Source organism: Pseudomonas sp. RC10, from assembly GCF_038397775.1.
GTDB lineage: Bacteria > Pseudomonadota > Gammaproteobacteria > Pseudomonadales > Pseudomonadaceae > Aquipseudomonas > Aquipseudomonas bambusae.
Window position 1 is genome coordinate 3,461,259 of sequence record NZ_CP151650.1, and the last position, 12,364, is coordinate 3,473,622.

At 62.6% G+C, this 12,364-nt stretch carries 12 protein-coding genes; all 12 read left to right on the top strand.

The features are described from left to right. Positions 1–54: 54 nt before the first annotated feature. The 12 genes from AAEO81_RS15975 to AAEO81_RS16030 all read left to right on the top strand — a co-directional run bounded on the left by AAEO81_RS15975 (position 55) and on the right by AAEO81_RS16030 (position 12,308). Entirely contained in the window at positions 55–756 is a 702-nt protein-coding gene (locus tag AAEO81_RS15975) for a TetR/AcrR family transcriptional regulator (protein ID WP_341957699.1), read from the top strand. 224 nt (positions 757–980) lie between these two features. Next, positions 981–2,039 (top strand): aromatic ring-hydroxylating dioxygenase subunit alpha, encoded by a 1,059-nt coding sequence (locus tag AAEO81_RS15980; RefSeq protein ID WP_166594357.1) that lies wholly within the window; start codon positions 981–983, stop codon positions 2,037–2,039. After that, entirely contained in the window at positions 2,026–2,985 is a 960-nt protein-coding gene (locus tag AAEO81_RS15985) for a PDR/VanB family oxidoreductase (RefSeq protein WP_341957702.1), read from the top strand. Before AAEO81_RS15980 ends, AAEO81_RS15985 begins: the two co-directional genes overlap by 14 nt. 101 nt (positions 2,986–3,086) lie before the next feature. After that, entirely contained in the window at positions 3,087–4,322 is a 1,236-nt protein-coding gene (locus tag AAEO81_RS15990; protein ID WP_341957704.1) for an FAD-dependent monooxygenase, read from the top strand. Between the two features lie 60 nt (positions 4,323–4,382). Then, positions 4,383–5,234: an alpha/beta hydrolase gene (locus AAEO81_RS15995; protein WP_341957706.1), complete on the top strand. Its 852-nt coding sequence runs from the start codon at positions 4,383–4,385 to the stop codon at positions 5,232–5,234. Beyond that, a complete protein-coding gene (locus AAEO81_RS16000) occupies positions 5,221–6,264 on the top strand; it encodes a 2,5-dihydroxypyridine 5,6-dioxygenase (protein ID WP_341957708.1) in 1,044 nt (347 codons plus the stop codon). The genes AAEO81_RS15995 and AAEO81_RS16000 overlap by 14 nt, the downstream gene beginning before the upstream one ends. After that, positions 6,264–6,887: an isochorismatase family protein gene (locus tag AAEO81_RS16005; RefSeq protein WP_341957709.1), complete on the top strand. Its 624-nt coding sequence runs from the start codon at positions 6,264–6,266 to the stop codon at positions 6,885–6,887. Before AAEO81_RS16000 ends, AAEO81_RS16005 begins: the two co-directional genes overlap by 1 nt. Before the next feature lie 126 nt (positions 6,888–7,013). After that, positions 7,014–8,234, top strand: coding sequence for an ABC transporter substrate-binding protein (locus tag AAEO81_RS16010; RefSeq protein ID WP_166594363.1), 1,221 nt, complete (start codon positions 7,014–7,016; stop codon positions 8,232–8,234). 182 nt (positions 8,235–8,416) lie between these two features. Next, a complete protein-coding gene (locus AAEO81_RS16015; protein WP_341957712.1) occupies positions 8,417–10,393 on the top strand; it encodes an ABC transporter permease in 1,977 nt (658 codons plus the stop codon). Then, complete coding sequence (locus tag AAEO81_RS16020; RefSeq protein ID WP_166594365.1) at positions 10,390–11,172, top strand: ABC transporter ATP-binding protein; 783 nt, start codon at positions 10,390–10,392, stop codon at positions 11,170–11,172. The genes AAEO81_RS16015 and AAEO81_RS16020 overlap by 4 nt, the downstream gene beginning before the upstream one ends. Then, positions 11,169–11,939 (top strand): ABC transporter ATP-binding protein, encoded by a 771-nt coding sequence (locus AAEO81_RS16025; protein WP_341957714.1) that lies wholly within the window; start codon positions 11,169–11,171, stop codon positions 11,937–11,939. The genes AAEO81_RS16020 and AAEO81_RS16025 overlap by 4 nt, the downstream gene beginning before the upstream one ends. 63 nt (positions 11,940–12,002) lie before the next feature. Continuing rightward, a complete protein-coding gene (locus tag AAEO81_RS16030; protein ID WP_341957715.1) occupies positions 12,003–12,308 on the top strand; it encodes a DUF1883 domain-containing protein in 306 nt (101 codons plus the stop codon). Positions 12,309–12,364 lie beyond the last annotated feature (56 nt).

Below are 12,364 nucleotides of genomic sequence, written 5' to 3' on the forward strand. Positions count from 1 at the left end.
CTTCAATGGGCCTCTCCCGACATCAAATTCGGCCGCTCAAGGTAACCCGCACCCATGCAGACAATCATTGGCCGTCGTGGCAAGGCCGCTTCTCCCGAAGGGAAGGTCAAGACCAGCAGAAAAGGGCCAGGACGCCCCGAAGGCGCTAGCAATCTGCGCGATGTGATTCTGGACGCCGCCGAGGAGCTGTTCGCCAACCTGGGCTACGCCGGCACCACCATGCGCGAAGTGTCCCAACACGCCAACGTCACCCAGGCGTTGATCAGCTATTACTTCGGTTCCAAATACGGCCTGTTCGAAGAAGTGTTCCTGCGACGCGGCAGCGCGATCTCCGATGAGCGCCTGAAAAACCTCGACACGCTACAAGCCCAGGGCCAGGTACCGGGGGCGCGGGCGATTGTCGAGGCGTTCCTGTTGCCGACCGTAGTGTTGAGGACTTCCGTCCAGGGGCGCCATTTCCTTCGTTTACAGGCGCGCCTTCACACTGAGCCGCCTAATATTTCCTACGCGTTGCGGGACAAAGCCTATGGCACGTCCACGCAACGTTACGTTGATGCCTTGAAAGACGCCGTGCCGGGGTTGAGCGATCTGGACGCCAACTGGCGCATCACCTTGATGGTGGGCACCTACTTATATGCGTTCTCCGACAGCCATCGCATGGAAGAGCGGCTGCCGGACGGGCAATACAACCCCGAAGACTGGCAATCGCTGATTCAGCAGGTCACCAGTTTCGTGGTGGGCGGGATGTCGGCGTAACGGGTAACACGTGGGTAAAACGGCACCAGATTGGGGAGCGGCTCCCCAAACGGGTGCGAGACGTAACGGCGACGAATCGACGGCTTAAATAGAAAATCCATAAAAATCAGTTGGTTGTCGCATTTTTTTGCAATTGGCACAGCTTCTGCTATCTATTAATTAAAAGGTTGATTAATTAATTACAGCTTTTGAGTGGTTACACCCAGAAAAGCAAAGGAGTCGTGATGAACCTGATTGCCGTTTCCTCTCATCAACCGGTCACCGCCGCAGACGGGTGCCAGGACCCGGTCCTGCTCAATGACTGGCACGTCGTGGGCTACAGCACCGATTTTGTCGAAGGCACGATCTATCCCGTGCGCTTGCTGGAGCGCGAGCTGATTGTCTGGCGCAGCGCCGACAACCAGATTCACGTCTGGGAAGACCTGTGCATCCACCGTGGCGCGCGTCTGTCCAAAGGCTGGATCAAGAACGACTCCGTGGTATGCCCGTACCACGGCTGGGAATACAACGGCAGCGGCGCCTGCACCTTGATGCCTGCCGCGCCGGACGAAAAACCGATGAAGAAAGCCCGCGCCTTTCCGTACCCGGCGGTGGAGCGTTACGGTTTTGTCTGGACCTGTCTGGGCGAACCCGCTTCGGACATTCCGGTGTTCCCGGAGTGGGACAACGACGTGTTCATGAAGGTGCACAGCGGCCCGTACCCTTACGCCGCCAACGGTTTCCGTGCGGTAGAGAACTTCATCGACGCGTCGCACTTTCCGTTCGTGCACGCCGGCCTCAATGGCGTGATGGACAAACCCGATCGTCTGGAGCCGTACACCGTGGAGGAGGTCGACACCGGCCTGCGTTCTTCCGAAGTGCGTGTGTTCCAGCCATGGGGCGATGCGCGGGGCAAGCCGCTGGTGGCGTTCTACACCTACCACGCGTTCCGTCCGCTGGTGGGTTACTTCTCCAAACGCACCCAGGACTCCGACGCCGAAGGCAATGTCATCAGCGATAAGTCCGACACCTTCGCGACACTGTTCACCGTGCAGCCGCTGGATGCGGTGAATTGCATCGTGCGGGTGTGCGCCGCCATGGACGTCAACCCGCGACCGGATGCCGACGCCGTGCGCGCCCGCGCCGACGTGGTGTTTGGCCAGGACCGCGACATCGTCGAAACCCAGCGTCCGGAGCGCATCCCCACCGAGCTGCGTTACGAACTGCACCACCGCACCGACCTCATGGGCCAGCGCTACCGCACCTGGTTGCGCAACAAGGGCATCCAATATGGCGTTATCTGACGGCTTGTTGAGCGTGCGTCTGCGCGCCATCGAATACGGCGCGCCGGGCATCAACCTTTACACCTTCGAATCCCTCGACGGGCAACCGCTGCCGCCGTACGAGCCGGGTGCTCACGTGGACGTGGCGATGGCCCCGGACCTGCTGCGCCAGTATTCCTTGCTGTGGCCGGCAACCGAGCCAAGCCAGTACCGGATCGCGGTGCAACTGGCTGAGGTGGGGAAGGGCGGTTCGCGCAAGCTGCATTTCGAATCGGTGGTGGGCGCGACGTACGAGGTGTCGGCGCCGCGCAATCACTTCCCGCTGATGCCCAGCGACGAAGCGTTTCACCTGTTTGCGGGCGGCATCGGCATCACGCCGATCATCTCGATGTACCGGCAGTTAAAGGCCAGCGGGCGCACGGTGTTTCTGTATTACTGGGCGGCCAGCGCGCAGCACATGCTGTTCCATGAAGCGTTGTGTCACGAGAGGGACGGCGTGCAGCTGTTTCACACCCGTTGCGGCGGGGCTGCGCCACCTCGGCTGAAGGACGTGATCGCGACCTTGCCCCAGAGCGCCCAGCTGTATTGCTGCGGGCCGCAGGGCATGGTCGACGAGTTTGACCAACTGACGCTGGACCGACCGGAAGCCAACACCCATCGCGAGCGTTTCAGCGCGACGACGGATGCGCTGCAACCCGGCGACAGTTTCCGGGTACGCCTGCAACGCTCGGGGCTGACGCTGACCGTACCCGCCGAGCTGAGCCTGTTGCAGGTTTGCGAAGCGGCCGGGGTGGATGTGGCGTACTCCTGCGAAGAAGGGGTGTGCGGCGCCTGTGAAGTCAAGGTGCTTGGCGGACACGTTGAACACCGCGACACGGTGCTGACCCCCAAGCAGCGGGAGCGCAGCGCAAGCATGATGATTTGCTGCTCGCGCGGCGTTGGCGACAGCCTGGTACTTGACCTGTAGCGCTGGAATGCCCGGCGATTTTTTCGCCGGTTAATTAATTGGTTGATCAATTATTACAAGAGGCCAGCGCGAAACACCCTCGCGCTGCAGGAGGAACACCCGTGGACAGAGCATTGCGAGTCGGCATCATCGGCGCCGGTATCGGCGGCGTCACCTTGGCCCGAGCCCTCGAACAGCGTGGCATCGAAGCGCGGATTTTCGAGCGCGCGCCGATGTTTGGCGAAGTCGGCGCGGGCGTGCAGATGACCCCCAACGCGGTCAAGGTGCTGAGTGAACTGGGGCTGGACAATCAACTGAAAACGATCGGTTTTCTGCCCGACGCGATGGTCGGCCGCAACTGGAAAACCGCCCGCGAACTGTTTCGCACGCCGCTTAAAGAATCCTGCCCGGCGCTGTACGGCGCGCCGTTCTATCACGTGCACCGGGCCGATCTTCATGCCGCGCTGGCGAGCGACATCAAGCCGGGGCAAGCCACCTTCGGCGCCCACTGTGTCGGTTTGCAGCAACTGGGTAACACCGCTGTGGCGAAATTCGCCGACGGGTTGGAGTTCGAGGCGGACTTGATCGTCGGCGCCGATGGCGTGCGTTCGGTGATTCGCGAGCAGTTGTGGGGCGAAGAGGCCGCGAACTACACCGGCCACATGTGCTGGCGCGCGCTGGTCAACGTCGATAAACACCCGCTGCCGTTTGTCAGCCCGGATTCCAGCTTCTGGATGGGGCCCAAAGGCCACGTCGTGACGTACTACGTGAAAGGCGGGTCGATGGTGAACATCGTCGCCGTGAACGAAAACCCGTCGTGGGTCGAGGAATCGTGGAACGCCAAGAGCACGCAGCAGGAATTGCTCGCCGGGTTCGAAGGCTGGCACCCGAACTTGATCGAGCTGTTCAAGCGCACCGACCCCGACGCGATCTTCAAATGGGGCCTGTTCGACCGCGATCCGATAAAGACCTGGTCCAAGGGCAACGCCACGCTGTTGGGCGACGCCGCGCACCCGATGCTGCCGTTTCTGTCCCAAGGCGCGGCGATGGCCATCGAAGACGGTTACGTGCTGGCCCAGTCCCTGGCGTATCACGGCCCGCGCCAATTGCAGCAGGCCCTGCGCGCCTACGAACTGGAACGCCTGCCGCGCACCAGTCGGGTTCAACTGGAAGCACGGGAGCGCGGGCGCACCTATCACTTGCCGTCGGCGTGGTCGCAGCTCAAGCGCGACATGGCCTACCGCTGGCGTCAGTTGCTTAACCCGAATGCCGTGGGGATTCAGGCCAACTGGGTCTACGAATACGACGCCCGGGACTGCGAAACCCGTTTCCCACTGGCGCAGAAAATCCCCGCCTGATTGCAGTCGCGCAGCCAACGATTGCAGATCGGACAGAACGATAACGGAAGGGGTCATGCCATGAGTCATCTTCGCTACGGCGGCCACGTGCACGCCAACGGGATTCGCCAGCATTATTTGCGTTACGGGCCGCCGGAGGGTGCAGCCGAGGGGCTGGACCCGGTGATCATCGTGCCGGGCATCACCAGCCCGGCGGTCACCTGGGGCTTTGTCGCCGAACGCTTCGCCAGCCGCTTCGACACGTATGTGCTGGACGTGCGTGGGCGCGGGCTTTCGGAATCCGGTGACGCGCTGGATTACAGCCTCGACGCCCAAGCGGCGGATCTGGTCGCGTTCGCCGACGCGCTGGGCTTCAAGCGTTACAGCGTGGTCGGTCACTCGATGGGTGCGCGAATCGCCTTGAGGGCCAAGGCGTCCGGCGCCGATGGCATGACCCGGATGGTGCTGGTGGACCCGCCTGTTTCCGGGCCGGGGCGTCGGCCTTATCCGGCACAGCTGCCGTGGTACATCGATTCAATTCGCCAGGCCAAGGTCGGCATGAGCGCCGCCGACATGCGCGCCTTTTGCCCCACCTGGACCGAGGCTCAATTGGCCTTGCGTGCTCAGTGGCTGCACACCTGTGACGAGCGGGCGATCCTCGCCAGTTTCAATGGCTTTCACAAAGACGCGGTGGTGGAAAATATCGCCGCCATTGATTGCCCGGCGTTGCTGGTCACGGCGGCGCGGGGTGAGGTGGTCAAGGACGAGGACGTCGCCGAATGCCAGGCGCTGTTGCCAACGCTGGCCCATGTGCGCGTCGCCGATGCCGGTCACATGATTCCCTGGGACAACGAGGAAGGTTTCTACGCCGCGCTGGGGGATTTTCTTGGCGCGGCATTGAGCGAGGAGGGCGCACGTCATGGCCGTCAGTGATTTCACCATGATCGAGGCCTGGACCCAGGTGTTGCGCCTCTCGAAGTTGCAAGCGGGCCAGGCCGTGACGATCCTCACGGGCGCCGACACCCACCCGCAAACCTTGCGCACCGCACAGATCGCCTGCCAGTCGCTGGGCGCGGTGATCAGCCGTCTCGACCTGGCCCCGGTCAATGGCGAACGCTCCCTAAGCCGCGACCCGCTGGCCTATCTCGGCACCACGCCGTTGACCGGCAACAAGCCAGCGATGGCCGCCCTGAAAGCCAGCGACCTGGTGCTGGACCTGATGACGTTGCTGTTCTCTCCCGAGCAGCACGACATTCTCGCTGGCGGCACGAAGATCCTGCTGGCGGTCGAGCCGCCGGAAATTCTTGCGCGCATGGTGCCGACCGAAGCGGATCGCACGCGGGTCATGGCCGCTGCGGCAAAGATCAAGCAGGCCAGCCGGATGACCGTCACGTCGCCTGCCGGAACGTCACTGTCCTGTCCGCTGGGCGAGTTTCCGGCGATCAGCGAATACGGCTTCGTCGATGCACCGGGGCGCTGGGATCACTGGCCGAGCGGCTTCGTGCTGACCTGGCCCAATGAATTGCAGGCCAGCGGCACCATCGTCATCGACCGGGGCGACATCCTCTTGCCGCACAAAAGTTATGTGCAGAACCCCATCGTGCTGACCGTCGAGGCTGGCTACGCCACGGGCATCGAAGGCGGCGTCGACGCGGCATTGCTGCGCGATTACATGGAAAGCTTCGCCGACCCGGAGGCCTACGCCATTTCTCACATCGGCTGGGGGCTGCAACCCCGGGCGCGCTGGTCAACGCTGGGGCTGCTGGATCGCGAGGCGCACATCGGCATGGACGCGCGGGCGTATGAAGGCAATTTCCTGTTTTCACTCGGGCCGAACAACGAAGCGGGCGGGTCGCGGACGACGGCGTGTCACATCGACATTCCCCTGCGCGGCTGCACGGTTTCACTGGATGACCGGGTGGTGGTCGAGGCAGGCAAGGTGATCAACGAGGAGCCGCTGTGATGAGCAACGATCTAGAAAGCTACCAACGTCAGGGCTTCGGTGCCGATATGGCATTGCCCGCGCCTTACGCGTTGCTGATCGTCGATCTGGTGGAAGGCTTTGCCGACCCCGAGATTTTTGGCGGCGGCAACATCCCCCAGGCCATCGCGCAGACCGAACAGTTGCTGGCCCACGCACGGGCACAGGACTGGCCGGTTGCCCATTCGCGGATCGTCTTCGCCGACGACGGGGCGGACGCCAACGTGTTCTCGCTCAAAGTGCCGTCGATGCTGACGCTGACCGAACACGCACCCCGCAGCGCCATTGTGGCGCAGCTGACCCCCGTGGCAGGCGAGTTGGTGGTGCGCAAAACCCTGCCGTCGGCATTCTTCGGCACCGATCTCGCCGCATGGCTGACGTTCAGGGGCGTGCGCACGCTGTTGGTGGCCGGCGCGGTCACCAGTGGGTGCGTGCGGGCGAGTGTGCTCGACGCGCTGAACCACGGATTCCGGCCCCTGGTGGTCAGTGATTGCGTGGGCGATCGGGCCATCGGGCCCCATGACGCCAACCTGTTCGACCTGGCGCAGAAGTACGCCGTGGTCAAGCCGATGACCGAAGCGCTGGCGCTGCTGGACGACGCCTGACCCTACAACAAGCCAATCTGGCACACGCGTTGCTATTTAATTAACTGCCCGTTTAATAACGGTGGTCCGAGCCTGGAACGCCCTAATGCTGTGCAAGCCTTTCACCTGATCAGCTTGGAGAACACCATGAACATGCGTGCACGTTTCACAAAATCGAACCTGTTGGCGGGCGTGATCGCCTTGATCGTCAGCGGCGCCGCCTGGTCGGCGGACACCATCAAGATCGGCGACATCAACAGCTACAAATCCCAGCCAGTGTTCACCGATGGCTACAAGAAGGGCATGGAACTGGCCGTTGAACAGATCAACGCGGCAGGGGGTGTCAACGGCAAGAAACTGGAGCTGATCACCCGCGACGACAATGCCAACCCTGGCGACGCGATCCGTCAGGCCGAAGACCTGATCAACCGCGAGCATGTCGATGTGCTGGCCGGTGCGTTCTACGCCCACATCGGCACCGCGCTGTCGGACTACGCCAAGCAGAAAAAACGTTTCGTGCTGATCACCGAAGCCCTCAGCGACAACATCGTCTGGAGCGCGGGCAACCGCTACACGTATCGCCTCGACGCCTCGACTTACATGCTGACCTCGGCGCTGGTGGACGAAGCCGTCAAGCTGCACAAGAAACGCTGGGCGCTGGTGTACCCCAACTACGAGTTCGGCACTGCGGCCGCCAGCGCGTTCAAGACCTTGCTCAAGGCGCGTCAACCCGATGTGGAATTCGTGACCGAGCAGGCCCCGCCGTTCGGTAAAGTCGATGCGGGCAGCGTGGTGCAGGCGCTGGTGGACTCGAAACCGGATGCGCTGTTCAACGCATTGTTCGGGGCTGACCTGGCGAAGTTCATTCGCGAAGGCACCACCCGCAGCTTCTTTGGCGAGCAACTGCCGGTGCTGAGCATCATCACCGGTCAGCCGGAATACCTGGAACCGTTGAAGGACGAGATTCCGCCGAACTGGACCGTCACGGGTTACCCCTGGTACAGCATCGACACCCCGGCGCACAAAGCCTTCGTTGCGGCGTATCACGCCAAATACGGCACCGAGAACCTGCGCTTCGGCTCGGACATCGGCTATTCGGCGATCCAGTCCATCGCGGCCGGGATCAAGGCGGCGGGCGGCAAGACGGACTCCGAGTCGTTGGTCGATGCGTTCAGCGGCCTGAAGGTCAACACCCCGGACGGCCCGCTGGAATACCGCAAGATCGACCACCAGGCGACCTGGGGTCTGTACGTCGGCAAGCTGGCGGTGAAGGACGGTGCGGGCGTGATGGTGGATTACACCTTCAAGCCGGGCGACACCCTGCTGCCTTCCGATGATGACGTGCGTAAGTTGCGTCCGGCCGAGTGATGTGCAGCGGTAGTGAATACACCGTGTAGTGCTATTTGAAATGCGATTTTGTGAGAGTCGGCTTGCTGGCGAAAACGTTGGGTCAGTGAAAAGTGAAATAACTGACCCACCGCATTCGCCAGCAAGCCGGCTCCCACAGGTCCTGTGCTGGCAGCGGGAACCTACGCCTGATCGCGGATGAGGTGACCGCGCTGCCCCAGATCGAGGGCGTCATGGACTTTTCAGCGTTATTTTCACAGTTACTCAACGGCCTGGCCGAAGCGTCGTCGCTGTTTCTGGTGGCGGCGGGGCTGTCACTGATTTTTGGCGTGACCCGCATCGTCAACTTCGCCCACGGCTCGTTCTACATGCTCGGGTTGTACATCGCCTATTCCATCGTCGAATACCTCATGGGGTCGATGGGTGCGGCCGGGTTCTGGCTTGGTTTGGCGCTGGCGGCGATTTCCGTGGGCCTGATTGGCGCCGTGGTGGAAATCGTTCTGCTGCGCCGCATCTACAAGGCGCCGGAACTGTTCCAGTTATTGGCCACATTCGCCCTGGTGCTGGTCATCAACGACGCGGTGCTCGGCTATTGGGGCGCGGAAGAACTGCTCGGTCGTCGTGCACCGGGGTTGTCCGGCTCCATCGACATTCTGGGGCGTCAGTTCCCCACCTATAACTTTTTCCTGATCGCCATCGGGCCGATTGTGCTGGGTCTGGTGTGGCTGTTGCTGGTGCGCACGCGGTGGGGCGTGCTGGTTCGCGCGGCGACTCAGGACCGGGAAATGCTCGGCGCCCTCGGCGTCAATCAGGCGTGGCTGTTCACGAGTGTCTTCGCCTTGGGCGCGATGCTGGCGGGGCTCGGCGGCGCGGTGCAGTTGCCCCGGGAACCGGCCAGCCTTTCCCTCGATTTGCGCACCATCGGCGAGGCCTTCGTCATCGTGGTGGTGGGCGGCATGGGGTCGTTGCCGGGGGCTTATGTCGCGGCCCTGCTCATCGCCGAAATCAAGGCGCTGTGCATCGGCTTGGGGTCGGTCACCCTGTTCGGCATCAGCGTGTCGTTTTCCAAGCTCACGTTGGTGATCGAGTTTCTTGTCATGGCCGTGGTGCTGGTGATCCGGCCGTGGGGCCTGATGGGCAAACCACAAGCCACCAGCCGCAATTCGGCGCCGGTGGAAGCCCCGATGCGACCGGGTTCGACCTCGTTCAAATGGCTGGTCGGTGTGGGGTTGCTGGTATTGGCCGTGCTACCGCTGCTTTCGACCTGGCTGCCCTATGCCAGCGTGCTGACTCAAGACGTGTTGGTGACCGTGCTGTTCGCCGTCAGCCTGCACTTCATCATGGGCCCCGGTGGCATGCACTCGTTCGGCCATGCCGCGTACTTCGGGCTGGGAGCGTACGGCGCCGCGATTCTGTTCAAGGTGCTGACGATGCCCATGCCGATGGCCTTTGCTTTCGCGCCGCTGGTGGCGGGGTTGGGCGCGTTCGTCTTCGGCTGGTTCTGCGTGCGCTTGTCGGGGGTGTACCTGGCGATGCTGACGCTGGCGTTCTCGCAGATCGTCTGGTCGGTGGTGTTCCAGTGGGAGGACGTCACCGGCGGCTCCAACGGCATCACCGGCATCTGGCCGTCGGCTTGGCTCGACGGCACGCGCTATTACTACCTGACGCTGATTCTGGTGGCAGTGAGTATTTTTCTGGTCAGACGCATCCTGTTCGCGCCGTTCGGCTACAGCCTGCGGGCGGCGCGGGATTCAGCCTTGCGCGCCGACGCCATCGGCATCGACGTCAAACGCGTGCAATGGCTGGCGTTCGTCATCGCCGGGGTGTTCGCCGGGCTGGCGGGCACGCTGTACATCTTTTCCAAGGGCAGCATCTCGCCGGACGCCATGGCGGTCGGCAAGTCCGTGGACGGGCTGGTGATGGTCCTGCTCGGCGGCATTCAGAACCTGCTGGGGCCGGTGGTCGGCGCCAGTGTTTTCAGTGTCTTGCAGGACTCGATCATGCGCGCCACCGACTACTGGCGGGCGGTGTTCGGCGGCGTGATCCTGCTGCTGGTACTGGTCTTTCCGCAGGGCATCGCCGGGTTCTTTCAACAAGTGGGCGGGTGGTGGCACGCGTGGCGATCTCGGTCGCCTGCGCATGAGGCAAGCGTTACCACGGTGATGGAGAAACAGGCATGACCCTTCTGCAAGTACGTGACTTGAACAAGTCCTTCGGCGGCGTCCGTGCCGTCGACGGCATCAACTTCGACCTGCACGAAGGCGAGCTGCTGGCGCTGATCGGCCCCAACGGCGCAGGCAAATCCACCACCTTCAACATGGTCGGCGGCCAGCTCAAGGCCTCGGGCGGTTCGATCCGTCTGCTGGGGCAGGAACTGGTAGGCAAACGCCCGCGCGACATCTGCCGCATGCAGGTGGGCCGCACCTTCCAGATCGCCGAAACCTTCGCCTCGCTGACCGTGGTGGAGAACGTGCAGATGGCGTTGCTTTCCCATCACGGCAAAGGCTTTTCGCTGTTCACCTCGGCGCGCAAACAGTACCGCGAAGAGGCCATGGACTTGCTCGCCCAAGTCGGCATGCAACGCCACGCCGAGCGCCCGTGCAGCGAACTCGCGTACGGCGACGTCAAGCGGGTGGAACTGGCAATGGGGCTGGCGAACGACCCGAAACTGTTGCTGATGGACGAGCCCACGGCGGGCATGGGGCCGGAAGAACGCAACGACCTGATGGCGCTGACCAAGCGGCTGGTGGTGGAGCGCAAGATGGCCGTGCTCTTCACTGAGCACAGCATGGACGTGGTCTTCGCCTACGCCGACCGGATGATCGTCCTGGCCCGTGGGCGTTTGATTGCCGAAGGCGACGCGCAGTACATCCGCAATCACCCGAAGGTGCAGGAAGTGTATTTCGGCACCGGCAAGACGTTCGAAAACGAAATCGCTCAGTCGCAGGTGCAGGTATGAACGCAGTGCTGTCCACGCAACGCCCGGAGGCCGCTTCGGTGGGTGAATCGCTTCTGGAAGTCACCGGCCTCAACGCTTGGTATGGGGCCGCTCAGGTGCTGTACGACCTGAATCTCAACGTCAAACGCGGCGAAGTCGTGACCTTGATGGGCCGCAATGGCGCAGGCAAGTCCACCACGTTCAAGGCGTTGATGGGCATGCTGGCGCGGCGTCAGGGTGGCATTCACTTCATGGGGCAGGACATCTCGGCCCTGGCGCCGTTTGAGCGGGCGCGACTGGGGCTTGGGTTCGTCCCTGAAGACCGGCGCGTGTTCACTCACCTGACCGTGACCGAGAACCTGGAAGTGGGGCGTCAGGCCAACCGGCATTGGCCAGACGGCACCGAGGCGCTGAACTGGACGCCGCAACAACTGTTCGAGTTCTTCCCCAACCTTGGCGCCATGCAAGACCGGCCGGGCGGGCAGATGAGTGGCGGCGAACAGCAGATGCTGACCGTGGCGCGCACGCTGATGGGCAATCCGTTCCTGATCTTGCTGGATGAGCCGTCAGAAGGGGTCGCGCCGGTGATTGTCGAGCAGATGGCACACATGATCCTGGCGTTGAAAGCCAAGGGCGCGAGCATTCTGTTGTCCGAGCAAAATTTGCACTTTGCCGGACTCGTATCAGACCGCGCCTACGTGCTGGAAAAGGGGCTGGTGCGCTATGAGGGCAGCATGTCGGAACTGGCGGCGAACGAGGCGGTGCGCAAGGCCTACCTGACGATGTAGCCGGGGAGCGGGGCAGGCGGCCGTGATATTCTCGCGGCTTGTCTGTCCTGTCTGTGGTTTCCCATGAAATACATCCATCAGCGCGAGCACCTCAATGAAGGTGACATCGTGGTCATCGAGTCGTCGGGCGTGTGCAACATCCGCCTCATGAGCGACGCCAACTTTCGCAGCTTCAAGAACGGCGGTCGGCACACCTACCACGGCGGCGCGTTCGACCGCTTTCCGGCGAAAATCATCGTGCCGAGCAGCGGGTTCTGGAACATCACACTGGACACCGTGACCAAACGGGCAATCAGCGTCACGCGCAAGCCCAACATCAAGCATTCGATCAAGATCGTCAGGCGGTCCGGGGGCGGGTTGCCTCGGTAAGCGTTGTCTTCCACAAGGGTGGTGGCGCGGCAATGTCTACGGTCCGACGCTGTCCC

Excerpts from the sequence above, each read along its gene's own strand:
- AAEO81_RS16005 (WP_341957709.1), top strand. The coding sequence starts at position 6,264 with ATGAGCAACGATCTAGAAAGCTACCAACGTCAGGGCTTCGGTGCCGAT.
- AAEO81_RS16010 (WP_166594363.1), top strand. The coding sequence starts at position 7,014 with ATGAACATGCGTGCACGTTTCACAAAATCGAACCTGTTGGCGGGCGTG.
- AAEO81_RS15995 (WP_341957706.1), top strand. The coding sequence starts at position 4,383 with ATGAGTCATCTTCGCTACGGCGGCCACGTGCACGCCAACGGGATTCGC.
- AAEO81_RS15985 (WP_341957702.1), top strand. The coding sequence starts at position 2,026 with ATGGCGTTATCTGACGGCTTGTTGAGCGTGCGTCTGCGCGCCATCGAA.
- AAEO81_RS16000 (WP_341957708.1), top strand. The coding sequence starts at position 5,221 with ATGGCCGTCAGTGATTTCACCATGATCGAGGCCTGGACCCAGGTGTTG.
- AAEO81_RS16030 (WP_341957715.1), top strand. The coding sequence starts at position 12,003 with ATGAAATACATCCATCAGCGCGAGCACCTCAATGAAGGTGACATCGTG.
- AAEO81_RS16025 (WP_341957714.1), top strand. The coding sequence starts at position 11,169 with ATGAACGCAGTGCTGTCCACGCAACGCCCGGAGGCCGCTTCGGTGGGT.
- AAEO81_RS15980 (WP_166594357.1), top strand. The coding sequence starts at position 981 with ATGAACCTGATTGCCGTTTCCTCTCATCAACCGGTCACCGCCGCAGAC.
- AAEO81_RS15975 (WP_341957699.1), top strand. The coding sequence starts at position 55 with ATGCAGACAATCATTGGCCGTCGTGGCAAGGCCGCTTCTCCCGAAGGG.
- AAEO81_RS16020 (WP_166594365.1), top strand. The coding sequence starts at position 10,390 with ATGACCCTTCTGCAAGTACGTGACTTGAACAAGTCCTTCGGCGGCGTC.